General features: G+C 59.5%; 19 protein-coding genes and 3 pseudogenes. 12 read left to right on the top strand and 10 right to left on the bottom strand.

Annotated features, from left to right (window positions below; translation table 11 throughout):
- The 4 genes from AB4074_RS22265 to AB4074_RS22280 all read left to right on the top strand — a co-directional run.
- Positions 1-285, top strand: a 285-nt coding sequence (locus AB4074_RS22265; RefSeq protein ID WP_441415334.1) for a hypothetical protein, incomplete at its 5' end; no start/stop codon positions are given.
- Between the two features lie 124 nt (positions 286-409).
- Positions 410-1,699 carry an acyl-CoA dehydrogenase family protein gene (locus AB4074_RS22270; protein ID WP_441415335.1) on the top strand — a complete coding sequence of 430 codons (1,290 nt, stop codon included), beginning with the start codon at positions 410-412 and terminating at the stop codon, positions 1,697-1,699.
- A 601-nt stretch (positions 1,700-2,300) separates the two neighbouring features.
- Positions 2,301-3,467, top strand: a complete 1,167-nt coding sequence (locus AB4074_RS22275) for an acyl-CoA dehydrogenase family protein (protein WP_441415336.1) — start codon at positions 2,301-2,303, stop codon at positions 3,465-3,467.
- Between the two features lie 133 nt (positions 3,468-3,600).
- Positions 3,601-4,566: a cyclase family protein gene (locus AB4074_RS22280; protein WP_441415337.1), complete on the top strand. Its 966-nt coding sequence runs from the start codon at positions 3,601-3,603 to the stop codon at positions 4,564-4,566.
- Between the two features lie 1,864 nt (positions 4,567-6,430).
- On the opposite strand, the gene AB4074_RS22285 is transcribed toward AB4074_RS22280, so the two are convergent.
- Positions 6,431-7,162: an SDR family oxidoreductase gene (locus tag AB4074_RS22285; RefSeq protein ID WP_441415338.1), complete on the bottom strand. Its 732-nt coding sequence runs from the start codon at positions 7,160-7,162 to the stop codon at positions 6,431-6,433.
- 116 nt (positions 7,163-7,278) lie between these two features.
- Here AB4074_RS22285 and AB4074_RS22290 point away from each other — a divergent pair, with 116 nt between their 5' ends.
- The gene (locus AB4074_RS22290; RefSeq protein WP_441415339.1) at positions 7,279-7,425 is read left to right on the top strand and encodes a hypothetical protein; all 147 of its coding nucleotides are present in this window, start codon (positions 7,279-7,281) and stop codon (positions 7,423-7,425) included.
- A 318-nt stretch (positions 7,426-7,743) separates the two neighbouring features.
- Here the strand turns inward: AB4074_RS22290 and AB4074_RS22295 are convergent, their stop codons facing one another.
- From AB4074_RS22295 to AB4074_RS22305, 3 genes are all read right to left on the bottom strand, one after another.
- The gene (locus AB4074_RS22295; RefSeq protein WP_441415340.1) at positions 7,744-8,157 is read right to left on the bottom strand and encodes a MaoC family dehydratase; all 414 of its coding nucleotides are present in this window, start codon (positions 8,155-8,157) and stop codon (positions 7,744-7,746) included.
- A 50-nt stretch (positions 8,158-8,207) separates the two neighbouring features.
- Positions 8,208-9,410, bottom strand: a complete 1,203-nt coding sequence (locus tag AB4074_RS22300) for an acetyl-CoA C-acyltransferase (protein WP_441415341.1) — start codon at positions 9,408-9,410, stop codon at positions 8,208-8,210.
- Positions 9,411-9,652: 242 nt separating this feature from the next.
- Positions 9,653-10,240 (bottom strand): QsdR family transcriptional regulator, encoded by a 588-nt coding sequence (locus AB4074_RS22305; RefSeq protein ID WP_441415342.1) that lies wholly within the window; start codon positions 10,238-10,240, stop codon positions 9,653-9,655.
- A gap of 258 nt (positions 10,241-10,498) precedes the next feature.
- Here AB4074_RS22305 and AB4074_RS22310 point away from each other — a divergent pair, with 258 nt between their 5' ends.
- From AB4074_RS22310 to AB4074_RS22325, 4 genes and pseudogenes are all read left to right on the top strand, one after another.
- Positions 10,499-12,364 (top strand): flavin-containing monooxygenase, encoded by a 1,866-nt coding sequence (locus AB4074_RS22310; RefSeq protein WP_441415343.1) that lies wholly within the window; start codon positions 10,499-10,501, stop codon positions 12,362-12,364.
- Entirely contained in the window at positions 12,364-13,545 is a 1,182-nt protein-coding gene (locus AB4074_RS22315; protein WP_441415344.1) for an LLM class flavin-dependent oxidoreductase, read from the top strand. The genes AB4074_RS22310 and AB4074_RS22315 overlap by 1 nt, the downstream gene beginning before the upstream one ends.
- Positions 13,546-13,709: 164 nt before the next feature.
- A pseudogene (locus AB4074_RS22320) lies at positions 13,710-14,099 on the top strand (citrate/2-methylcitrate synthase); the annotation flags it as partial.
- Between the two features lie 306 nt (positions 14,100-14,405).
- Entirely contained in the window at positions 14,406-15,359 is a 954-nt protein-coding gene (locus AB4074_RS22325) for an aspartate/glutamate racemase family protein (RefSeq protein WP_441415345.1), read from the top strand.
- 486 nt (positions 15,360-15,845) lie between these two features.
- On the opposite strand, the gene AB4074_RS22330 is transcribed toward AB4074_RS22325, so the two are convergent.
- The 6 genes and pseudogenes from AB4074_RS22330 to AB4074_RS22355 all read right to left on the bottom strand — a co-directional run bounded on the left by AB4074_RS22330 (position 15,846) and on the right by AB4074_RS22355 (position 21,662).
- On the bottom strand, positions 15,846-16,115 hold the full coding sequence (locus AB4074_RS22330) for a hypothetical protein (RefSeq protein ID WP_441415352.1): 270 nt from the start codon (positions 16,113-16,115) through the stop codon (positions 15,846-15,848).
- A 561-nt stretch (positions 16,116-16,676) separates the two neighbouring features.
- Positions 16,677-17,169: pseudogene (locus tag AB4074_RS22335) on the bottom strand (transposase); the annotation flags it as partial.
- 102 nt (positions 17,170-17,271) lie between these two features.
- The gene (locus AB4074_RS22340) at positions 17,272-17,754 is read right to left on the bottom strand and encodes an LLM class flavin-dependent oxidoreductase (RefSeq protein ID WP_441415346.1); all 483 of its coding nucleotides are present in this window, start codon (positions 17,752-17,754) and stop codon (positions 17,272-17,274) included.
- 259 nt (positions 17,755-18,013) lie between these two features.
- Positions 18,014-18,169 (bottom strand): hypothetical protein, encoded by a 156-nt coding sequence (locus AB4074_RS22345; protein WP_441415347.1) that lies wholly within the window; start codon positions 18,167-18,169, stop codon positions 18,014-18,016.
- Positions 18,170-18,512: 343 nt separating this feature from the next.
- Positions 18,513-19,514: a helix-turn-helix domain-containing protein gene (locus AB4074_RS22350; RefSeq protein WP_441415348.1), complete on the bottom strand. Its 1,002-nt coding sequence runs from the start codon at positions 19,512-19,514 to the stop codon at positions 18,513-18,515.
- Positions 19,515-20,300: 786 nt separating this feature from the next.
- Entirely contained in the window at positions 20,301-21,662 is a 1,362-nt protein-coding gene (locus tag AB4074_RS22355; protein WP_441415349.1) for an MmgE/PrpD family protein, read from the bottom strand.
- 503 nt (positions 21,663-22,165) lie between these two features.
- Between AB4074_RS22355 and AB4074_RS22360 the strand changes: the two genes are divergently transcribed.
- The 3 genes and pseudogenes from AB4074_RS22360 to AB4074_RS22370 form a co-directional block, all read left to right on the top strand.
- Entirely contained in the window at positions 22,166-22,708 is a 543-nt protein-coding gene (locus AB4074_RS22360) for an NUDIX domain-containing protein (protein ID WP_441415350.1), read from the top strand.
- 5 nt (positions 22,709-22,713) lie between these two features.
- A complete protein-coding gene (locus AB4074_RS22365) occupies positions 22,714-23,175 on the top strand; it encodes a riboflavin kinase (RefSeq protein WP_441415351.1) in 462 nt (153 codons plus the stop codon).
- 337 nt (positions 23,176-23,512) lie between these two features.
- A pseudogene (locus AB4074_RS22370) lies at positions 23,513-24,111 on the top strand (IS1634 family transposase); the annotation flags it as partial.

A 24,111-nucleotide genomic window follows, 5' to 3' on the forward strand; every position in this document is an offset into this window, starting at 1 on the left:
GCATCTTCCGGAGTGCCGGTGATGATGGTGCCCATCCGCTTCGGCAGCGCTACGCGTGAAGAGCGCAAACTCGCTGAAAAGAGCGGTGTGAAGATTCTGCTTGACCCGGTTCCTGTCTCTTATGCAATATACGAGGCAGCTATCAAGACCCTGACTGAACTCAAGCAGACGGGCATGGTCGACGCGGACTATTCGGACACGGCTAAGACCGTCCAAGAGACGATCCGCTACCGTGAATGGGGCGAGCTCGCTGTGCGGTATCAAGCGTCGGATGCCGCGTCATGATTGCATTGCCGGCGGCGCTCCAATTTAGACCACTGGCATTAATTGGGCTGTCATTCGGCTTGAGGACTCCTCGAGACTCCCGTTACCGTATGCCTAAGCCGGCCGCGACAGCAACCGAATACCCTTGCATCCGATCACGACTCGAAAATTTCGCCCAACGGAGGTCAACATTATGGAGTCAGTAATTGACACCCCGATCTGTGACACTACTCACACGTCAGAAGAAGCCCAGCGGTGGGTTGACGTAGCACGATCGCTGGCGCCGCTCGTAGAGTCCGAGGTGCCGCAAGCAGACCAGGACAAGGTCATCACCTCAAAGGTCGTACAGGCGTGGAAGGACGCCGGCCTGTATGGCGTAATGCTGCCAAAACACCTCGGAGGCGCGGGCGTGGACGCCGTTACCTACATTCAGATCGCGGAGGAGATCTCGCGCCAGGACGCCTCTGCTGGTTGGGTCTACGGCAACCATCAGACAGGCACCCTGTTCATTGGAATGCTTCTGCCGGCTGAAGCATTGCGAGAGCTGATCGGCCCTAACGCAGACGGCGTCGCCTGCGGCTCGGGTGCTCCGCAAGGACCCTTCGGCACTGCAAAGCCGGTGGAAGGTGGCTACCTCGTCAAAGCGCCGAAGAGGTTTTTCGGATCCGGCTCGCAGCACGCGACGCGAGTGGTCAGCCGGGTAGCCCTGCTCAATGAGAACGACGAGATGCTCATCGGCGAGGATGGGGAGCCCAATGTCGTCCATATTTGGGTGGACCCTAAGCACGTCGAGTGGAAGCACGATTGGGACCCCTCTGGTCTCGCCGGATCAGGCTCAGGGTCCTATCTAGTGAAGGAACACGTAATCGAGGAAAAGTGGATGGCAATCCACGACGGCACGGAATTTCCTAACGACCCAGCTTTCACTCAGGGGTTTACATCGGTCACGACCCTGCACCACGTCGGCACGGGGCTCGGCCTAGCGAAAAGAGCGATCGAGGAAATGGCGAAGTCCGCTCGAGGACGGCGTCGCGGAGTTGTGCCGTCGCTGGACGAGTATCCGCTCTTTCAAGCCGACTTCGTTCGGGTTGCTTCGCTGTACCAAGCGTCCCGCGCATTCATTCTGGACTCCTACAAGAACCTCTGGGAGGCGTCGGCGGAGCACCGTATGACTGAACTGCACACCGCGCTGATCGAGCAAGCAGCACTTCACCTCTACCGGTCGCTTGACGACATCATTGCAACAGCATCGTTGTGGGCGGGGTCAGACGTCGTTGCGAAGGACGGAATTTTCGCTCGCCTTAATGCAAACGCCCGGGTCGCGATGAGCCACCTTTTGGTAGGTCCGCAACACGCCGTCCAGATCGCGCCCGCGTTGCTGGACGACTGGCAACGTAGCTCTCGGCCTGTTCACGGGAACAGTAATCATGACTGATTCGCTGAGCAGGTCTTTTGCCGCCAGGTTCCGTTTGGATGACTGGTTGCCATCGTGGCGGGGCGCTGGGTCCGGGTGAGCGCTTTGCGTTTCGCCCAGGCCGAAGCCACGGTCATGATTATCGACTCGGATGCAAACGCGCGCGAGGGCGGCACAATTCGAATGTTGGGCAAGATGCCGTCGTCTGCGTCGCCGATCTAAGTAGGGTTGATGAGATAGATGCCGGTGTCTATGCTTCGTCGAAGGCGGCACTAGGTGGAGTTTCCAGGGAAATCGCCCTAAATTTGGCAAATGATGGCGATTGGGCCAACACGCTGTACTCCGGGCTCGTGCACGCCCATCCTCGATAATTACTCGAAGGAAGTGATCGAAGGCACGCTGGCTAGGATCCCAGCCGGGTTTGCGCAGAGCCAATCGATATTGCGTACGGCGTGCTCTACCTCCCCTCCGATGAGTCACGTTTCATGACGGGTGCAGACCTTGTCATCAACGGCGGCCACACTTCACAGTGAGAGGCGACGCATCGTCGATGGGCAGCTACCCGTCACGCCATCGTCAGTAGGCGCGACAATTTTATGCTTTTAGAAAGGGAAATATAGGAATGTTCGGCCTGAGCGAGGACCAAGAAGACCTTATCGCCGCCAGTCGCACTTTGGCGCTCGACAAGTTTAAAGCGAAAGCTATGCAATGGCACCGCACTCAAGAGTACCCAGCCGAGAACATCGACGCTCTGCGAGACGCTGGGCTGCTTGGGCTTTGCGCACCAAAAGCGGTCGGCGGCGGCGGACGCTCTGAGCTTGACGCACTGTTGGTGCTCGATGCGATCGGGAGCGTGTGCCCGACTACAGCTGCGGCCATGAATGTGTTCGACGTGGGTCCCCTGAGTATCATCACTAAGCACGGAAGTGCGGCCCAGCAGGAGAAGTACATCCCCCGAATGTTGAGTGGGGAACTACGCCTCTCGATTGCACTCACCGAACCTGACGCCGGCTCCGAACTGACTGGCTTGAAGACGAGCGGCCGAATCGACGGCTCCGAGGTCCTCCTTAACGGAGTCAAGGTTTTCTCCGCCGGCGCCAATGCGGCCGACGTGTTTCTAGTCTATGTCCGATTTGGTCCGAAGCTGAGCGACATTGGGGCAGTCATTGTTGAGAAGGGGTCGCCTGGTCTGGTAACTGGACCCACCAGAACCTTTATGTCTGGCTCCACCTGGGCGGAACTGCGATTCGAAAACTGTCGGGTCCCCGCGGAGAACATTCTGCCTTTGGAAAACGGGTTCAAGGACCTCATCCTGACTTACAACATGGAGCGTCTTGGTGCCGTTGCCAAGAGTCTCGGAATTGCCGAGTGTGCACGGACTCGTGCGCAAGAGTATGTCGCAAGTCGCCACCAATTCGGCGGGCCGTTGTGGGACCAACAGGGACTACGGTGGAAATTCGCCGACATGGAAATGCGAATTGAGTCAGCGCGGCTGCTCATGATGAAAGCCGCCGCCAATGCCGTTGACGGCAACCCTTCGCGCATCGAGTCGAGCATGGCCAAGCTTGCCGCTAGTGAGGCGGCTTCTTTCGTTTGTGATGAGGCAATCCAGGTGTGCGGGGCAACGGGATTCGACGAGCAAAGTGGTCTGCCTTGGCTCTATGGACTTGCCCGCAGTTACCGGATCGCCGGCGGGGCGTCGGAGCTTCATCGAAACATGATCGCAAAAGATCAGTTGGCATCGAGCTGGACATTCAACGACCGGGATCGTGGCGAGGCCGGGGCTTAGACAATGTCGCCGTCGTCCACGAGAACGATCGGGACTTTAAATTGGGAAAACGACTTCAAAATTTGATGCTCTTTCGCTCATGTCACCACTAGAGAAGTTAAGAACGGGAGCCAATAAAGGAATGAGTTACGACATGAGCAGCGAAAGGCCGGACCTTCCGGACTATGACGAGCTACCAAAGACCGACTTCGGTATCGGAGCATCGTGGGGGATATTCGGGCCGTCCGACGAGGACGGGCTCCTGAACCTGCACGGTCCGGCTACAACACTTCAGGCCGCCCAATCGATTGTCAGCGGTGAAGTCATCCGGCTCGATGCGCCGCTCGATTTTTTTGACCCGCCCTTGTATGGGCGGCCCCGTTACACGAGGGATGTCGTGGTCACGGAGAATGGCAGCATTGACGAATCGTACTCGGCGCTAAACCCGCAGTCCGGCAGCCAATGGGACGCACTCAGCCATGTGGCAGCGTACCCGGGCGTGTATTACAACGGAGCAACCCTCGATGAAGTCCTGAACGGACGTAACTCGATCGCGAGTTGGGCTCGGCGAGGAATCGTTGGGCGAGGTGTACTTCTTGACCTCCAAAGGGACGCCGAGTTCAACGGGGAACCATACGATCCCGCAACCCCGCACGCATTCTCCGTCGCCGATCTTGAGAGAGCCCGGCAACGAGCTGGAGTGGAGTTCATTCCCGGGGACATAATTCTATTACGTACCGGGTTTGCCGCGTGGTACGCAAGGTTGGAGCCGGACGAGCGTCAGCGTGTCTCGGATCGTGCGAATATGGTGGCGGCAGGACTCGAACACACGGAAGAGATGGCGCGATATCTCTGGAATATTCACTGCAGTGCAGTCGTGAGCGACACACCTTGCGTTGAGGTTTTCCCGATGGGGAACTCGAGCCCGGAGTCACCGTTCGGCATACTTCACCGAGCCCTGCTCGGTCACTTCGGCATGGCAATCGGCGAGCTTTGGTGGCTTGAGGAGTTGGCCTCACGAAGCCATGACGACGGCCGAGCTACGTGCATGCTGGTGAGCGCTCCGCTTTACGCACCCGGCGGGGCTGGCTCCACGGCCAACGCACTTGCGATCCGTTAGCAACGCGTCACCTTCGGGTCTGATCGTGTCACCTAGGAGACTGCTGAATTGGTCGTGGGTTGGGCGCGTCGGATGGACTGCTGGGCCAGGCGATTGAGGCTTGTCTTATGCAGGGACGCGAAGACGCGCAACGTGGGTATTTGGATGTATAGGCGCTGGCCGGGGAGTTCTTGGCTCCGGGCAGTGTCTCCGCTTTTCTGGCCACGCATCGGGGGCGCTTGCTTCCGGATTCGATGATGGAGAACTTGTTCCCGTAGTGGCGGGGCCGGCCGTCGGTTCCGGCGCCGGTCATTGTTCTGGGCTGGTGTTGCAGGTATTGCGGGGTCTCTCTGATCGGGAAACCAGCACCGCATCATGGAGGCCTTCGCCGAGGTCTGTGCGGAAACCGGTGTCCTGAAGGCCAAACGCCGACGGGCATTGGATTCAACAGTGTTGGATTACGCGGTCGCGAGGCAGGACACGATCACGCAGCTGATCACCGGGATGCGCCGCTTCGGCCGTGACATCCCCGGGGGCCCAGTGCCTGGTAAGCCCCCGCGGCGGGGTATGACTACACGCGCCCCGGCAAACCAGACATCGCCTGAGCCGACCCTGATCCCTGGGACGGGCTGGTCACCGACGCGTTGACCAACACCCGGAACACGCATAAAGCCTAGTCCCGACAGCAGGACGGATTCAAAGCCGACATCGTTATCGAGCCCGACGTCGGACTGATCACCGGGACTGACTTAGTCCTTCGGACGGAGGACAGTAACGGAGCCGGCGGTGCCTGGCTGATCGGCATTGATCCCACGTTCGTCGGCGCCCGCGTGGAGGTCCTTGCGGACTCGGCCTACGGCTACGGGTAATGCTACGACCATCTTCCCTAAACGCACTGTCACGTTCGGCATATCCTGCAGCGGCTGTTCTCTCCGGGCCCGGTGCACCACCCCGGCTCGGGGACGCTAGGTGGATCTTCACGAACATGACGCGCTCCAGCGCGAACACCGCCACCGCGCCGCGGACCCGGCCTTCCAAAATGACTACCGCACACACCGCCCCTGGTCGGGCGGTCCATCGCCTGGTTCACCCGCGGCAACCGCCGCGTTCCCCACCGGCGGCATCAGCAGGGATAACGCCTGGCTGCATGCGGATCGCGGGACTGAACCTGCGACGACTCCTCACCTGGGACTGACCACAAACGAGGGATCATGGGCGCTGGGAAAATCCACGGCCCAGACCCCGGGCGTTCAACATTAACCGCTGGCTGACGCAACGGAACCCGAGCAGGATGAAGCCAAGCGGGCGGAACGACCCCGCCACCTGGATAACCCCACATCCGTGGATCCACATGTAATCATTGGGCGAGTAGGGGCTGTAGGTCGGCAAACTGAACTTGATTCAGGGAAGGGATCAACTGTGTTGCGTTCACGATCCAGGGCCCATACACGGACAGCGGACAGCGAGGTACCCGGTCCGAGAAGTACTGGGACAGGAACGACCGAGGACGCTCGGGGTGCGTTCAGCGACAAAGTCAGCACAACTTGGCGCCATACCGCGTAGCGGAGCATCGAGTGAGCGAGCAGTATCGGTCTGATGACGATCAGGGGCATCAGACCGGTATGCGAGGGGTGTCCCTATGCTTTGGGTCAAGCAGCGTGGGTTTTTGTGTTCGTAGAGCGTTCCGTTCTTGGGGCAACGCTCGGCGTATTGATGACAAAAAGGCCGGAAATATTACGTTCGCTATGCATACAAGCCAACCGCCAAGGCCTAGAAGGCCGTGGCCGGTGCCCCAACCGGGGCACACCGGCGCCTTGAAAAGGATCTGCAGGTCCCGAACACCGGATATCACTAAAATGTCACGCTCCAGGTCAGGATGTGCAGACTACATGGATACTCCACCGTCGATGGGCAGCACGACTCCGGTAATGTAAGCGGCCTCGTCCGAAGCGAGGAAGCCGACTCCAGTGGCGATCTCGCGCGGGTCCGCGAACCGTCGGATTGGGATCATCTCGGTAAGTTCCGCAAGCCTCGCTTCGGGGATGGACGAGATCATTCTGGTCTGGGCATTGGGTGAAATGGCGTTGACAGTGATCCCGAAGCCAGCGAGTTCCTTCGCCGCGGTCTTGGTGAATCCGATGATCCCTGCCTTCGCAGCGGCGTAGTTGGCCTGGCCGAAGTTGCCGTGCATGCCCGAATAGGATGTGACGTTAATTATCCGGCCGAAGCCCTGCGCGCGCATTGGCGTGACGGCCGCGCGTGTGAGTCGGAAAGTGCCGGTGAGGTGGACGTCCAGCACGCTCTGCCAGTCGTCGTCGGTCATCTTCCACAGCACCCCGTCCCGAAGAATGCCTGCGTTGTTGACCAAGATGTCCAGCGAGCCAGCCTCCTCGATGACCTCATCGATGACCTTGCCGACGGAGGGGGAAGCCACGTCGACTATGAGCGAGCGCGCCCCCAGACGCTCTGCCGCATTTGCCGTCTCCTCGGGATCGAAGTCGGCAATGTACACGGTTGCACCGCCGTCAGTGAAGAGTCGAGCGATTTCGTACCCGATGCCGCGGGCGGCCCCAGTAACGACGGCGGTCTTGCCTCGGAAGTCAAACGAAAGGGTCACGCTAATCTCCTCACGGATAGGGTTGCATCATTTTCATAAATGTTGCGTCATGGTTTGATATTGCGCAACTGCGTGAGTTGCCTGAAACGGGTGACCATGGGGTCCGAACTCGGTGTGTGGGCAAGCTCGGCGAACGCAACGACGTCGTGCTCGTGGACCTCAACCACGAGATGGGATACCGCGGCACGACAACCACATTGCTCACCCTTTGCGTGACGATGCCTGGAAGCCGGATGGAATGCCGGGCGCGATCGTTCTCGTAGGCGAAGCGGGCGGAGGCTGGTATATATGTTCCACTTGATGAATGAAGCCCGGTGGGCGTTAGAGCGGGGGTGGCGGCCCTTGGCTACACGCTTGCCTACAGCGCTCGAGTAAGCACGAAGCGCGCGCGTCCGGCTGGATAAGCGATTCGTCGAGCCCGCCGGCTCCGATCGTTGAGCATGCGGACGTGCGAAGGATGCTCCTTGCGCAAAAGGTTTACGCAGAGGGGTATCTATCGCGCGCTTGCGGCTTTAGGGCGGAACACTGATGTGGCGCGTTGGTCGTAATTATGCCGAGTCCCCCTGACCCTGCCCGCGAAGTCAAAGAAGCAGGAGGATCACCTTTTCCGTGACGCAGGCTGGCTTGGCTTGTCCTTCAATCTCTACCGTGACTCGCGCCCGAAGGCGGTGACCATGAGTCGTCGGGTCTAGGGCGACGATTTCGACGCCTCCGCGTAGACGAGAACCAACCGGGACGGGTGCGGGAAAGCGGATTCGCTCTGCACCGTAGTTGATCCGGGTTATCGATTCGCTGATATCAACGACCTGTTCAATGAACATGGAAACGAGCGACAGCGTCAGATACCCGTGCGCGATTGTAGATCCATAGGGACCGGATGCTGCGCGGACTGGATCGACGTGGATCCATTGATGATCGCCGGTCGCCTCGGCGAAAACATCGATGCGCTGCTGTGTAATGGTTGTCCAGGGTGAGAAGCCGAGATGTTCACCCACGGCTCGGCTAATCTCATCGATGTTCGTAAAGTTTCGACGTCCTACGACCGTCACGACATAACCTCGAATAGTCCCGCTGCTCCCATGCCGCCGCCGACACACATTGTGATGACAACTAGCCGCGCTCCACGGCGCCTTCCCTCCAGGAGTGCATGCCCGACCATCCGCGCACCTGACATGCCGTAGGGGTGACCGAAGGAGATCGCACCTCCGTTGACGTTGAGGAGGTCAGGATCAATGCCAAGCTCTTCGCGGCAGTACAGGGCTTGTGATGCGAAAGCCTCGTTCAGCTCCCAAAGGCCGATATCGTCGATCTTAAGGGAGTGGCGTTCCAAGAGCTTTCGTACCGCGGGAACGGGCCCTATACCCATCTCTTCGGGACTGCATCCGGCGACTGCCATTCCCTTGTATAGTCCCAGTGGCGTGATTCCACGACGCTCGGCCTCGGATGCCTCCATCAGCACGGCAGCAGATGCGCCGTCAGAAAGCTGACTGGAGTTTCCGGCGGTTACGGTTGAAACGGCCGATGCTGTTCCATTTGGGAGCACGGGAGTTAGGTTGGAAAGGGCTTCCACGGTCGTGCCGGGACGGTTTCCCTCATCCTTTTCGAGCAGCACTGAGACGCGTTGTTGAGTGCCGGTGTCTTTGTCCGATACCACTTTCGTTGTGGTGAAGGGGACGATCTCATCATCGAATCGACCGGATGCCTGAGCTGCTGCTGTGCGCTCCTGTGACATCAGCGCGAAGGCATCCTGGGCCTCCCGGCTGACGCCATAGCGTTCTGCGACGATTTCGGCGGTGTGAAGCATCGGCAGGTAGATGCCGGGTACGTTCTCGTTCAACCACCCATCGCGTGCGCGGTAGAAGTTCTGCTTGTCGTTCTGCACGAGTGAAATCGACTCGACGCCGCCGCCGACGGCGATGTGCATGCCGTCTACAACGATCTGCTTCGCTGCTGTGGCGATTGCCATGAGTCCAGAGGCACACTGGCGATCGATGCTCATCCCGGCGACCGTCACAGGGAGCCCAGCGCGGACTGCTGCTTGCCTTCCGATATTCATCGAGGTTGTGCCCTCTTGCATGGCGGATCCGAGGACGACATCTTCGACCTCAGCACCGTCGATCTCTGCGCGGGCTACGGCTTCCCGGATTGCATGTCCAGCCAGCTCCTGTGCTGATGTGTCGTTGAACGCGCCTCGATAAGCCTTGCCGATCGGTGTGCGCGCTGTGCTGACGATTACTGCTTGCCTCATGCTGCGCCTTCTTTCTGTTCGGCGGGAGCCGAAGGGGGTTAGAGGTTCACTTGCAACTAATTGAAATATGTTGCACGGCAATTATTGCACGACCCCCATAAGCCTGACTGTGATTGTGACCGGAAGCACAAAGCATAAACGCTCGCATCAGTCCCGCTCGGATACGGCTATCAGTCGATGCGCCTGGGGAACCTCTGCCCACAAGCCATGCGCCGAGCGAGCAACACTTGAAGTGCGAGGGATCAATCTTGAAGGCTGCCCAGCACGGCCGAGACAGCTGAGCGGACCTTTCCCACATCCGGCTGCTCTCCGATAATGAGATCTGCGTACAGAAACGATTCCATCACTCGCACGATCAAATAGGCGAGGTCGGGCGTCGGAAGTGAGTGCTTGAACCGATCCGCGGTTTCTTCTTCATCCAGAATCTGCTCGAAGAAAGTCACTATCTGTCGCTGGAGAGGGCTCACTTTTGTGCTGATAAGCCGGAGAGCGCGTTCCGGGTCCCGGTTAAGAAACGTGCGGTAATACTCCGAGGAGATAAGAATCTCAGCGTACAACTCGGCAGCCCGGATAATACGTTCCGCCCCCACCTCATCCACAGCCTGTTGAATGTCACGAAAGGTAGCCGACGCGAGCGAGGTGAGAATGTCCGTCAGAAGCTGATCACGGTTGCCGACCCAGCGGAACAATGTCGTACGGTCGACCTCCAGCTGAGTAGCCAGGTGCCGCATGTCGATGCGCTCGCCGGCGATGAAGCTTTTTCGAGCCAGACGAAAGGCACGCTCCGCGGATGACGAGCGCCTTCGCTCTTGAGTAGCTTCGGACGCCATACCGGACATCTTATCTAACGCGCGTCCTTTCGTCGGCGAGCAATAGCACTACAGCGGTGGGAGGTATCACTCACGATGCAGTCTTGTGCTGATGAAGTGCTTCTGATGCATGCTTCATTGCGTTTTGGATACGATACCATTAGTCTATGAATAAGATTCCACAGTAGTGGCGGTGCGAACGTTGAAGTTCGTGTCCGATGCCGTGATGTTGGTGTCGGGTTCGCCCTACGGAAAGTCGACAGGGAGCGGAGGTTCTGAATGAATTCGGAAAATGAGGGCGTCGTGCCTGAGGAAGAGCGGAACGCGCTTCGCCAGAGATATCGGCAGGAGCGGGACAAGCGGCTTCGTGCCGAAGGCACCGGGCAGTACGTGAAGCTCGATACGGAATCTGAGTATCTGCGCGACCCGTTCACCCCTCGCGTGGAGCGCGAAGCGGTGCGGCGTCGGGTCGATGTCCTGATCTTGGGTGGCGGGTTCGGTGGGTTGACCACTGGTGCGATGCTGCGCAAGGCCGGGGACATGGAACTGGCGATCATCGAGGACGCCGGCGACTTCGGTGGCGTGTGGTACTGGAACCGCTATCCGGGTGCGCGCTGCGACATCGAGTCGTCCATCTACCTCCCGCTTCTCGAAGACCTCGATTACATGCCCACGGAGCGGTACGCCCGTACGGACGAGATATTCGGCTATGCCCGCAAGATGGGGCATCACTTTGACCTGTATAAGGATGCTCTCTTCCAGACCCGGATGACTGAAATGCGATGGGATGAGGAATGGGAACTCTGGAATGTAAGCACCGACCGTGGCGATAAGATCAGTGCGCGGTTTGTGGTGCTGGCATCCGGGGTGATGTTTAGCCGTCCTAAGCTGCCGGGTATTCCGGGGATTGAGACTTTCAAGGGGCATTCGTTCCATACCAGTCGTTGGGATTATGAGTACACGGGCGGCAGCAATCTCGGGGGTATGACGGGGCTGGCTGATAAGCGGGTCGCGGTGATTGGCACCGGGGCCACTGCCATTCAGGTGGTGCCTCGGGTTGCGGCGGATGCTAAGGAAATGGTGTTGATCCAGCGGACCCCGTCGATTCTTGATGCGCGGGGGAATCGTCCGACCGACCCGGAGTGGTGGTCGAGTTTGCCGAATGGGTGGCAGGAGGACCGCCAGATGAACTTTGACCTGGTGCTGGAGGGCAAGAGCCCCGACCGCGCCCTCATCGATGACCAGTGGAAAGAGGTCTGGGGCCGCCCGGATGCTTCGTCCATGGCCCCGGAAGAGGTTACCGAGGCGATGGACGCGATCGACTTCGCGCAGATGGAGCGCATCCGACACCGCATCGCGGAGATCGTAAAAGATCCCCAGACCGCCGCTGGCCTCATGCCGTACTACGGACGGTTCTGTAAGCGCCCTTGTTTCAGTGACGAGTACCTGCAGGCGTTCAACCAGCCCAACGTGACCCTGGTAGACACCGACGGCCGCGGGCCCGACCGCATCTCGGAGAACGCCATCCACTTCGATGGTGTCGCCTACGAGGTGGACTGCATCGTCTACGCCACCGGTTTCGAATCGTTCGCCACCTCGCCGTCGCAGTCGGGTCGCTACAATGTGATCGGGCGAGGCGGGATCACGATGGATGAGAAATTGGGTCATGACGAGTACTACTCGCTCCACGGTCTATATACCCACGGCTTCCCGAATATGTTCATGGTTGGTAACAGTCGCCAGTCAGCTCCGACGTTCAACATTCCATTCCGGATGACGATTCAGGCCAGCCATGTGGTGGAGCTGATTACGACGTTGGTTGATTCGGGCGTTACGTCGATGGAAGTCAAGCGCGAGGCGGAGCTAGCGTGGGATGCCCACATGGCGGAGTTGCGTCTGAGTGGTGCGCCCATCGCGAAATCCGTGCAGGAGTGCACGCCTAGCTATTACAACAACGAGGGCAATGTGACCGGCAATATTGTTCCGGCGATCGCGGCGGGATACCCGGGCGGCACGCTCGGCTTCCGCAAACAAATCGATGCGTGGCGCCGCGAGGAGAGGTTCCGCGAAGACATGATCCTGAACGTGTTGCCTGATTCGCGTGAGAGCGTCGGCGCTTCCCCCCAAGCAAAGAGAGGTATCTAATGCGGTACTACCCTGACAGCGCAGATCCGGCTACCCGCTCCGATCTTGAACATTGTTTCGAGCGGGCATTACCGGCCGATGAGGGTTCGGTGATGCTGGGGATCTTCCTGCCGAATCAGTCGTTCAGCGAGTGGCCCACCTTGGCCCCGAATGCGACGGAGTGGACGTACCAGCAGAACCTGGCGACAGTGTTGGCGGCGGAGGAGATGGGCATGAGCTTCGCGTTGCCTCCGTCGCGTTGGGCGGGGCTGCCTGGTGACGAGATCGTGTGGCGGGGAGCGAGCCTCGACGCGATCACCTTGTCGGCTGCACTGTTGGCGGCAACAACGAAGATCACCCTACTGACCACGATGCACACCAACCTGCTCAATCCGGTGGTGGCTGCCAAGCTCGGCGTCGGGCTGGACCATATCGGACGCGGCCGTTGGGGTGTCAACGTGGTCAGTGGGTGGGGTGTGCAGGAGTTCGCTTCGATGGGGGTGGAGCTGCTGGATCGCAAGCACCGTTACGCCTACACCCGGGAGTGGTTGGACGTTGTCGAGGCGCTGTGGCGTGACGGCGAGGCAACGCTGGATGGCGAGTACTTCAAGATCAATAAGGCCTCTGGGCGTCCGCGACCGATGCAAGTCTCACCCTTGATCGTGAATGCCGGCCAGTCCTACACCGGGATGCGTTTCTCAGCCGAGCGTGCAGACTATATCTTCAGCTATGGGGATAATGCGGAGAAGTTCCGCGAGATCCGGGCGGAGGTCGGCAGTGACTGCGGCTTCATCGGCGCGAAGGCCGTGATCGTCGGTAAGACGACGGCCGATGCGGAGGAGCGCGCAAAGCAGATCATCGACCAGGCCGACCGTGGGACGCTGCGAAACATGCTCGTGTCCAGCGGCGCCGCGTCTGCCGAGGACGCCGAAGAGCGCATGAGAACCCGCGAAGACGTGCATGAATTCCTCCTCGGCGACGCGATCATCGCCAGCGCTGAGGATGCCGGAACACAGTTGGCGAACTGGGCAGCGACGAACAAGATCGATGGGATCTGCCTGAACCTGTTCGACTACGTTAGCGACCTTCAGCTCTTCCGCACTGACACGATTCCCGCCTTCGAGGCAGAACTAGCCAAGCACGGCAAGACCTACCGCAAGCCGTCTGTTCCGGAACTCATCTCCGAGTCAACGGTAGTCTAAACCGTGATTTCTATAGAGGTAGGCGCCGATGGCATCGACAACCGATGACTGGACAACCGATATTGCCGAGGTGCCGGACGACGACATCCTCATCCGCGGTAACCCGTTGACGAGTATCATCGGCCAGCGCAGTTCGGTGAGATTGCCTACCTTATCTCGACGGTCGCTGGCCGACCAAAGGGCAGGCCCATGTTCTCGAGGCCATTATGGTCTCGGTAATGGAGCACGGAATCACGCCGACGACCACGGTCACTCGTATGATGGCCTCCTACGGCAACCCCATTCAGGTGGGAGTAGCGGCAGGGTTACTCACCGTAGGGGACCTTCACGAGCGTGCTGGGGAACAGATTGCGTGGTGGCTTCGAGAAGTCATCGCCGGGACCGACAGCACCCGAAGTGATCACGCGGAGGAGATCCGAGTGAAGGGCGCGAAGCTTCGTGGCAGAGCGAAGGGCGGGCTCCGGGTGCTGATCGGAGGGCTCGTTCACCCACATCACGATGTCGACCCACGAGCACTTCTGTTGATGAAATCGCTTAGGAGTTCATTTGTGTGATGGCCACGCCTTCGACCTTGCACTTCGCTAGGACGGTGATTTTCGGCCCTGCGTCTGGTCCTCGTCCAGCTCGAACAACACTGAGCCGTCCGCCGTGATCGAACCGTCAACGTGCAGCAACCTGCGATACCCAATGACCTTGAAGGGGGCGATTCCTATGCTTCGCGGGGAAGCTTGTGGCGGACATCCTCGCACAGATGCGGCAAGATTGGTATCGATTCTAATCCGGGGCTAGACACGTTTGGTTTCGTATTCTAATCTCAAGTCAGATAGCCGCCGACTAGTTCCCAATTGGAGATTCGATACATGGAAACAAAAATCCTCTGGCAGTACGACTCGACCTTCGAGCAGACCGGCGGTGGGAGCTCGGGCGAGGATAAAGAGCTCATCTTGGACAACATGCTGGAATTTGCACACAGCATCGCGCGGCCAACGACGAAGATTGTGATGGATTTCCCGACTGAGGCAGTCGGGAAACACTTTCCTGGGTACATGCGCTACAACAGGGCGCTGATGACCGTTGAGATCTTGGAACGAGTCAAGCAGGCCGAGCAGGATGGCTTTGACGCCGCGTTTCCGGGCGTCTGCTACGGCGAGTTCTACCTGCAAGAGGCGCGTCAGGCGGTTAAGATACCGGTCGTTGGGCCAGCGGAATCAGCGATGTTAGTGGCACAACTCCTAGGCGCCAGGTTCGGCGTCGTGACATTAGCTACTGAAGACATATTTGCTCAGGGACCCGTTTATGGTCACAACGCGGTGGAGCAAAACCTGCGACTTCTCGGCTGGGAAAATCGCGCAATTAGTAGGCCAGTGCGTCCGCTCACGGCTCCCTTGGGACCACTCCTTATCGAAGCGTACAAAGGCCGACCAGAGCGGTTGATCGAGGTGTTCGAGGCGAAAGCTTTGCAGTGCGTACGCGATGGTGCAGATGTCGTGATTTGCGGTTGCATGCCCTATGGAACAGCTTTGTCCAAAGCTGGGTACAACGAGGTGGCAGGTACCGGGGTGCCGGTAATAACGCCGTTGCCTGCAATGATTAAGATGGCAGAATCGTTGGTCGACCTACAACGCAGCGTGGGAATGGCGAAGTCGGAAGCAGTCGTCAGTCCTTATCGGAGCACCCCGGATGAGGTACTCGAGGATCTAGCCGTGCGGGGAATCGGAATACCGCAGGTTCGGCAGTCAGGCCAGTCACTCGCTAACGCGTACACTCCAGCCGGTCCCGGCGCGCCACGACTGTCTAGCGACTGGGTGGGGTAGCCTGGCAGCTCGGCTCAGAGGCAAAGGCGGGTTGGTCGCTTCCAAGCGCGTGGAGCTCGATGCGCCTCACCTTCTATTGCGGCCCCGCGCGCGCTTGGGCCGTGGAGCCTCGAACGATGAGCTTCCCCTCGACTCGTCGACGTTCGGGCGAAGGCGCTGGTGTACCGGCGATTCGCTGAAGTAAGAGCTCGAGGCTGAGTTCGGCGGTTGCTATGCCCGGTTGATACACCGCAGTTGGCCGTAGGAAGCCCACCTGAGATCGGATCGTTGTAGCCAACTATCCAAAAATCCTGGGGAACACGGAATTTTCTTCTTGGAGCTGCGTCGACCACGCGTAGGCAACGAGATCGTTGACGCAGAAGATCGCGTCGGCTTTGCTCTTGCTTTCTCACAAGTGCTCGAACGCCTCTTCACCTGAAGCGTAGGAGAGGTCTCCATAATGACGCGATTTTCGTCTATTGGAGACCCACGCTTGCGTGGCGTTGTCTAAACCCCTGCTCGTTCCCGCCCGCGGTTGAATGCGCGGTCTACGACCCATGTGATGCGACGTCGACCGTGCTGCATCAGATATTCCGCTACTCGGCGACCGACTTGCACGTTCGCTCCCGCCACTGCATCCGTCGCAATGCGCCGGATTGTGCGTCCCTTGAGCACGATCGGCACGCCCGCATTGATATCAGCTTCAAGCTCGCGCATGTAGTCGACAGCTGTGGTGTAAATCAAGCCGTCGACCGGCCGCTCGTGCAGCGCCTGCAGCGCATCCGGGGCGCGGCATCAGCGTTTGGCCCAGACACACACTCAGCCGAAAACGGTGACGGGCCACGTGCTCGTGCACCTCTCGCATAACTTCTAGCGCGCAGAGGGGTACCGGTGTCGCCACGACGAGAAGGATCGATCGCGAACTTTGGGTACGCATTGCGATGGCGGAGGTGTTGGGCACGAATCCCGATTCTTGGGGACTTCATTACCGCGGCGCGGGTCTTCGCCGAGACGTCACAGGGTCGCTGCGTACCGTCACGACGACGAGTATTGCTGGGTCGACGACCGATGATTATTCCAACCCAGACACATGCGATACGAGTACTACACCTCCCACGAGGAGTTGGCCCTAAGTCTTGCTGGACGTCAGTGAGTGCGTGTTCCCGCGGCGGCACCGCGTGATGCGGAAATCCCGGAGGAACTGCCGCCGTAATCAAGCCGTACCGGACAACAAGTCTGATGGTTTATCCAAACTGAGGTAACGACGCTGAAGCCCATCGAGCGAGGGCGATGCTTCAAGGAGCCTGCCCGCTGAGGGGGGTGTCCCTATGCTTTTGGTCAAGCGGCTAGGGCGGGTTTTTCTTGGTAGAAGGTCAGTTTTTGAGCATTGAGTAGATGACGTCGCAGCACCGGCGGGCCGGGCAGATGATGGCGGCGTTGTGCTTCTTCCCCTGTGCCCGTTTCTTTTGGTATTAGGCCTTCGACGCGGGGTGGTGGCAGCTGGCGATCCATGCGGATCTGAAGAGGGCGTTCTTGAGTTGTTTGTTCTCTGATCGTGCGTGGAATTCACCGCGTATCGAGGTGCCGGAGCGCCGTGTGACAGGGGCGATGCCTGCGTAGCGGCTAGGTGCCCGGGAGATGTGAAGGTGCCGGCATGACCGATGGTCAGGCGTATCGCCGCTGCGGTTTTGATGCCGACTCGCGGCACGGACATCAAGACCTGGGAAAGAGGGAAGTCATCGAGGAGTTTTTCGACTTCTTCGGCCACGATGGCTCGCTGGTGTTTGAGTTCCTTGATCTGGGCGGCGACGCGGGGAATGACCAATTCGACGTTTCAAGATACGGAACCTGTTTCACCATCAACCACGAAGAGCCGTCGCCGCGAAGTTCAGCGATCGGCACCTGCGGATAGGCGCTCAGGGGTTGGACACGATCACGATATCAGCGACATGCGCCAAAGACCTCGTGCACCAAGCGTGTGCACCAAAATGCCTCGTCCTCGATGGGACGCTCCCTCGGGGTAACCGGATGCCACAGTGTTCCAGGCCGTGCGCCCATGACTGATGAAGTCGAGGGTCTTCAGCTGCTGGGCCAGAGAATACGGGTGGTTATATGTCGTTGATGCGCTTGCCACGAACCCGATACGTTCGGTCGCCCGCGCAAGAATGGCCATGTGGATCATGACGTCAGGTGTCATGTCAGGCCCGTAATGCTCGAAATCTTCTACTTGGTGATAGGGGCCGTTGGGGAAGAAGAGGAACTGAAGCTTGCCTCGCTCTGCTGACTGTGCATACCCGATTCGTGTGTCATAGTCCAAGTACTCGGTCGCGTCGACTCCTGGTGCACGCCATGAGTCAGGTTGGGTGCCGGACAAATTGCCCAACTCCATACCGAGAATCATCTGTTTTGCTGTCATAGAAAGTTCTTTCCAATCTGTTTCAGTGGTGAAAGCTTCGTGGCGTTCCGCGGGCCGGGCGAAGTCGGGGGAAGCTGATCATCGCTCCCGCTGACTCGTCATGGGCGCACGGCGCTGGGCGCAGCGGAGATGAGCAAGACACGCCTGCGGTTTCGTTTTCTAGGGGTGCACGGAATGTCAGATGCCCGGGCGGTGGAGATGACCAATCCAGCGGAGGCAACCAGTGCCGCATGACCATGGTCGCTCCCAGGCGATTGAACTAGATATGAGGAAGGTGCCAGCCGCCGCGCCCATCCTGCTGATCGCCGTCGCCAACCATCTCGGGGGCAGGCATGGGGGCGGGGAAGAGTTCGGTGAGATAAATCGACTGCAAGATGGTGGCAGCGCCGGAGGTGAAAGTCAGTGCCAATGTCACAATGTCGGGTCCTTTGCCCATATGGGGAAGGAAATTCAGCGCGGCCAAGGTAAGAGCGCTTCCCGACAACACAAAGAAACGGTTGAGTTCCAGATTCCACGGTCGACTGACTCGCCACTTATTCGAAATACTCGACTCAGCTAGAGTCGAAGCACACCTCCGGCTCGTGATTCCGATCTGGTAATTAAGGACTGTACAGAACGGTGCCCAGGCAGTGTTATCGCAATGATGCCGTTTATGTTGTTCAATTACGCCAATACGTTTGTGGATTCATCGCACAGAGGCAACAGAGCAATCGAGCCTGCTCCTGTGTCCCTGTCAAATGTCCTCACGCTGGTTTGACTCACAAGTCAGTTTCACTGCCTGCGGCGCCTGACCGGAACTCGCTAGGACTGTGGCCGGTCCAGCGGCGGAAGGCATTGCTAAAGCTCGCGACCTCGCAATAGCCCATCTGTCTTGCGATTTCGGAAATCGTTAGATCAGTGGAGGAGAGAAGCTCGCAAGCTTTACGTATTCGCACGTCATCACGAAGAGCGCGGAAGCTTATATCCTTCTCTTTGAGATGGCGCTGCAGCGTCCGCGCGGGGATTGCCAACTTTGTGGAGATCTGGGCGAGGTTGAGACCGACGTTGCCGGGCCTCCCGAGTAGCACCGATACTTTGTCATGGAGCTGTACCGGCTCTGCCCAGCTCAGCCGGGAACGCTCAAGGCGCGTGACGTACTCTTGATGGACCATCGCATTGGAACGTGGCAGCGGCGTGTCAAGCAGACTCGTCGCCCACACCCAGCGAAGAGCAGATCCGCGGCATGATACTAGGGGCGTCCTCACAGCCTCCGTGAGGGCGACTGGCAGCGGATCAATGGGCACCTCCACACGCTCGAAGGGGAGCGGCCCCTCCCAGATGTCATCGAAAAGCATCTTTCCGGTGAAAGTCTCGCGGACTATGACGAAGCGAAAGAAGTCGCTTGCTCGATCAATATGCTGCGGCAGCCTGAATTCAACTCCGGTCCAGAGCGTACCGATGTCAAACGCGACGTAACGCCCGACTCCGTAACCCAGCGTGGTACCTAAATCGCGGAAATGCCGCAGGGTCGGTGCGGTGATCATAGCCAACCCGAATTCTCCAAAAGTATGATACGTATACCGTCTGGCGGCCTCCAGCCATATCTCGGGCTGTTCAGATGTTCGCGAGGCGAAGTGTTCCTGGAACACCAACTCCTGGTCCCAGCTAATTTTGCGGTCCGGAACCCCGAGAACATCAAGGGACAGGTTGGCAGCGCGGAGCGAAGGAGCGGGATCTATCCCATACTCCACGAGCACTGCGCACAATTGGCGAACGGTCAAGGAAGGGACCTCGTGGGGTGATCCACCGGAAGGGTGTCTGCCCGATGAGGCCCGGGTGGGGAAGTTGCTCCGTTCATGCGCGATTGGTGGTTCCAGCTAGGCCTCCTAATAGCGGGTCTGAGGGTACACGCGCTGATAGCTCAGCGCCAAACATGCATATATATTTACAATCACTTATCGCAATAATGGAGGAGTTACGGATTGCCGTGCTGGGTGGTTCTGGGAAGCACCCTATTGGGAGCACTCGCCCGATGATTTCCCGCAGCTGGTAACTCACCGTCCGTCAAGGCCACATCGGCTGCGGCATAACGACGGCGCCGGCAGGGGAGCGGTTCACTCCAGGTCGGTGTGTCGGAGGTACTGGCAAACCGTCTCCGTGCTGGTCCCGTAATCAAGAGTAAAAGCGTTCGGAACACGGTTGCCAGCGCGCTGGATCCGCTCGGCCGCCGCGCCGGCGTCAAGGGCTTCGTCCGACCTTTGTAGGCGCCGCGCCGCTTAGCCAGGGCGATGCCTTTCTGCTGCCGCCTCCTGATGGGGGAGTGTTCGAACTCCGCGAAGGCAGGCACGACCGAGAGCATGAGATTCCCGTGGGGGAGTCCTCGCCCGCGAAGACCAGACTTTCCTTATCGAAGTCCACACGCACCCCTTGCGTGCAAGCCAGTCCCTGCTTTGCACCACCACGGTGTCCCATCCCTGGCGAACCGCACAGCTCCGAGAGTTGCGCGGCCTGGTTGCGCCCCGACCCGAGACCTTATCCGTGAAGACCCGGTCCAAAACTCGACCTCTCTACGAAAGGTTGAACAATTGACCGATCGTGCAGTCTGGATCGAGGCGTTCAATGCGATCCACCAGATCCCGTGCCGCTGGCATGCCAATTACTGAACTTGAGAGCGAAATGAATTTGCTCTCCAGGGCCTTCCACTCAGCAGGCAGTCCTGCACTGGGTGTGGGCTCAAAAACATCAACTTCGGCCTCTAGGACATCCCCGTTCAGAAGGGTGATCTGGACGCGGGTGGGAGCGGTCATCGGCCTGTCAGCCTCCGGGCACACAGTGACTAGCTCGCGCAGGGCGACCAATCGGGCGTCGTGCACGCTTTCGTCTGAAAATCCAGCCGGACCGGTGTCCAGACCTGCGAGTGCAACACTGGCGGCATGCCGCACACTGAACTTTCCCTCTAATCCCGATACAGGGTCGCTGATGCAGCAGATGTCAGTCACCTTCTCCGGTACGAACAACCGAACCCCGGCAATATCGGCCTCGGCAAACTCATGTTGTGCGCGCAGCTTGGCAACCCCATCGATGGACGAGTGAGTGCCATGACAGCTGGCGTGCCGCTTGAAGAGGATTGACTCGATGGCCAAACGATTTCCCATGATCTGCTGTGGGCGAGACGGGTCGAAGGTGGTGCTGTGGGTCCAGATGAACCCTTGACGTCCCTCAATTCCGTCCGTTGGCGCGGTGAATCCCTTCGCCGCCAGCTGCGCAGCGAGCATGCCGTTTGATGCCGCTTTCGCCGCATTCAGATGTTTCCCCATTGTCCCAAAGGTGCGCCTAAGGCCGGCTGCTTGAGTGGCCCCGAGAGTATAGGCCTGCTCAAAACCATGAACACCGAGATCGAGGAGATGAGAGCAGGCGCCCGCAGCGCCAAACGTGCCGTAGATCCCCGTGCCGTGAAAGCCGCGTTCGTAGGCGGATGGGCCGGTTGCAAGAGCGATGCGGGCCTGTCCTTGCAAGCCCGCGACGATTGCTGCCACGACCTGTCCGGTTGATGATTGCAGTGTCTCGCCCAGTGCGACCGCTGCCGAGACCACCGCCGCTGATGGGTGGCCGTCAGTCCAAAGGCTCGAGTCATCAAAGTCCAGCGCATGTGCAGCGATCGCATTGGCCATCGCCGCCTCGCGTGGTGAACTGCGCAGGTTCGTTCCAATAATGCTCGCGACCGGGCGCGAGTCGGTTTCAGACGCAGTCGCTTGCGCTATGCGCCCGGCTGGTTCGGCGGAGCCTGCTATTACTGCTCCGAACCAGTCGAGTAATACATGGCGCGCTCTCGTCAAAGCGTGCGTTGGCAGGTCTGCGTAGCTGATTGCGGCAACCTCGTTGGCCACCTGCGTGGTGAAGCCCGCAGCGATTGTCTCATCTGTTCGCATAACGCAATTCGATCAAACATGGGTGACATAGTCAAGCATATATGGCATCGTATTCACACCTCGTGGCTCGGGCCGCTCAAGCTTCCACTGGGTCTTCCGCGCGTTGCTCCACAGCGTGGCGCGGTGAAGTCCAGGGTGACCGAACGGTTGTCCACCGCGAGCTTTTGCGCCATCGCCTGCTCCGTCTGCGGTTGGAGCATGGTCAAGAGGTAGCGCGCCGGGGAAGGCGCGCGTAATTTCGCCTTCCGCACTCAGAGAAATTGTCGAAAATCGCTTCCTGGTATCGCATCCAACGCATGCTATGGTATCGTATTCAGAAATGTTGGTGGCGCGGCTATCGCCAGCAAGGACCGCGCCGCTCGGTTCTACCAGGTGGCGACGACGGGGCGGTCTTCATGGATGGGGCAACGCGGTGGCTCGACTGCTCGATCTCCGCGGTCTAGGAAGCGGTGACCACCGGATGGTGCACACCGGAAGAAGTGAGGGGTGTTGTCAGGAGAAGAATGAGCACGATCAACCGATCCCTTGGCGTCAGGTTGTCCTCTGAGGCCGCACCTGCCATCCCGGCGGACCGTATTATCATCGCTGCCGTCGTCGAGTGGCGCGGCAGGATTGCCATGTTCAGAAGGAGCCGCAGTCTGGGCCATGACAGCGGCCGGTGGCACTGCATCACGGGATTTGTGGAAGCTGGGGCAACACCCGAACAGCAGGCCCTGGAAGAGCTGTTTGAAGAAACGGGCTTGCAGGCCAAAGACCTCCTCGATCTTCGGCAAGGGCCGGACCTGGTGATCCCTGACGGTTCGGGAACCCCGTGGCTTGTCCACACTTTCACTGCGCTCACCTCCCGGCGGCGGTTGAAAATCGACTGGGAACATGATTCCTATCGGTGGACCACCCCACATAAGGCCAAGCGCTTCGCTAATCGAGTCGGCTGGCTCGACAACGTGCTCGCCGCCACCGGTCACTACCCCGTTGCCGTCCCGACACCCCAACCATGGGACCGCGCCATGATCCCAAACCTGTTAGATCAGCGAGTGAGTCAATGAAAGCCATGACCCAAGCCAGCGCACCTTCCGGCACCAGTCGAATACAGCCTGACGCCCGAATCTACGGTTGCATCCGGCTTGAAGGGGTGGTTGGGCATGGTGACGCCCGGGGGCGAGAGCTCGGCTATCCCACCGCCAACATCTCGGTGCCGGACGGGGAAATCCTGGACGGCGTCTGGGCAGGCGCCGTCCGCCTGGCTCAGGGCGGGGATGATGAAACCTACGCTGCCGCTATCTCTGTAGGTCGGCGCCCGACCTACTACCGCAGTGGAACGCGGCTGCTGGAAGCCCACCTTCTGGAGTACGACGGGGACCTGTACGGGCGCACCGTTCAGGTGATTCTGCACCATTACATCCGCCCCCAGCGACGATTCCGTGGAACCGATGAACTGGCAGCACAGATCCGCGACGACGTGGCCCATGTGCGTTGCTGGTTCAAGGGCGCCGGCCAGGAACTTTGGACGTGAGAAATCAAGGGGGAAACCGCAGGTGGCACATCGAGTCAAGGATCCCCAGCCCACTGAGTAGTTTGAAGCAGYAGCGGTTGACTGCTCACCGCGCGTCGTCGCTGCTCTGGCAGCCGGGAAGAAGCATGAAACCTCATCAAGTAATGGTCCGCAAGCAAGTCGGATGGAATCTGCTGATCAACGTGTGGGTGGAAATCCGACGCAACGGCCGCGTCATTAGAACCTGAGTTGGCTCACGGGTCGTGGTCTCGGGGTGGGTCGACGCCCTGACCTGCGGTGATGTCGGTGGATTGGTGCTTTTTCACGCACTAAGGGGTTTTGTTCTAGTGTCACGGTTGTGGCGTTCATCAGGAGGGTTCGGACGGCCTCGGGGGCGACGGCAGTGCAGATCGCTGAGTATGCGCGGGGTCGTCAGCAGATCGTGGAGCACGTCGGCTCGGCGCATACGGARGCYGARCTCGGCGTGCTGCTCSAGCGSGCCCGYGARYTGCTSGARAACCCKGCCCAGGGCGTCCTCGAGCTGGGTATCGATCCCGCGCCGTCGGTAAAGGGCCTGGTCGCTCCTGTCGGCGATCCTGCCCTGTTCAACATTCCTGACACGGTGACGCCGGCCGGTCGTGACGGCCCGGGACGCGTGGTGGGCACGGACTCGCGGATCCTTTTCGGCGCGTTGGCCGGGGTATTCACGGCGYTGGGATTCGACGGGCTCGGTGACGAGGTGTTCCGGGACCTGGTGATCGCCCGGGTCGTCGAACCGACATCGCTGCTGGATACCGGAAGGATCCTKCGGGACCTGGGCCGGTCCCCGGCCAGCTACGCGACGATGAAACGCACCCTCGGCCGGGCCGCTGCGGGCAAGTACCGGGACCGGATCGCGACCTGGTGCTTCCAGCACGCCCGCACCAGCGGGGACGTCTCCCTGGTGCTCTACGACGT

This window comes from Arthrobacter sp. 2MCAF14 (assembly GCF_052115645.1).
GTDB lineage: Bacteria > Actinomycetota > Actinomycetes > Actinomycetales > Micrococcaceae > Arthrobacter.

What these genes read in the sequence shown, in the direction of transcription:
- AB4074_RS22310 (WP_441415343.1), top strand. Translation starts at nt 10,499, where the DNA reads ATGAATTCGGAAAATGAGGGCGTCGTGCCTGAGGAAGAGCGGAACGCG.
- AB4074_RS22275 (WP_441415336.1), top strand. Translation starts at nt 2,301, where the DNA reads ATGTTCGGCCTGAGCGAGGACCAAGAAGACCTTATCGCCGCCAGTCGC.
- AB4074_RS22360 (WP_441415350.1), top strand. Translation starts at nt 22,166, where the DNA reads ATGAGCACGATCAACCGATCCCTTGGCGTCAGGTTGTCCTCTGAGGCC.
- AB4074_RS22365 (WP_441415351.1), top strand. Translation starts at nt 22,714, where the DNA reads ATGACCCAAGCCAGCGCACCTTCCGGCACCAGTCGAATACAGCCTGAC.
- AB4074_RS22325 (WP_441415345.1), top strand. Translation starts at nt 14,406, where the DNA reads ATGGAAACAAAAATCCTCTGGCAGTACGACTCGACCTTCGAGCAGACC.
- AB4074_RS22315 (WP_441415344.1), top strand. Translation starts at nt 12,364, where the DNA reads ATGCGGTACTACCCTGACAGCGCAGATCCGGCTACCCGCTCCGATCTT.
- AB4074_RS22355 (WP_441415349.1), bottom strand. Translation starts at nt 21,662, where the DNA reads ATGCGAACAGATGAGACAATCGCTGCGGGCTTCACCACGCAGGTGGCC.
- AB4074_RS22340 (WP_441415346.1), bottom strand. Translation starts at nt 17,754, where the DNA reads ATGACAGCAAAACAGATGATTCTCGGTATGGAGTTGGGCAATTTGTCC.
- AB4074_RS22300 (WP_441415341.1), bottom strand. Translation starts at nt 9,410, where the DNA reads ATGAGGCAAGCAGTAATCGTCAGCACAGCGCGCACACCGATCGGCAAG.
- AB4074_RS22280 (WP_441415337.1), top strand. Translation starts at nt 3,601, where the DNA reads ATGAGCAGCGAAAGGCCGGACCTTCCGGACTATGACGAGCTACCAAAG.
- AB4074_RS22305 (WP_441415342.1), bottom strand. Translation starts at nt 10,240, where the DNA reads ATGGCGTCCGAAGCTACTCAAGAGCGAAGGCGCTCGTCATCCGCGGAG.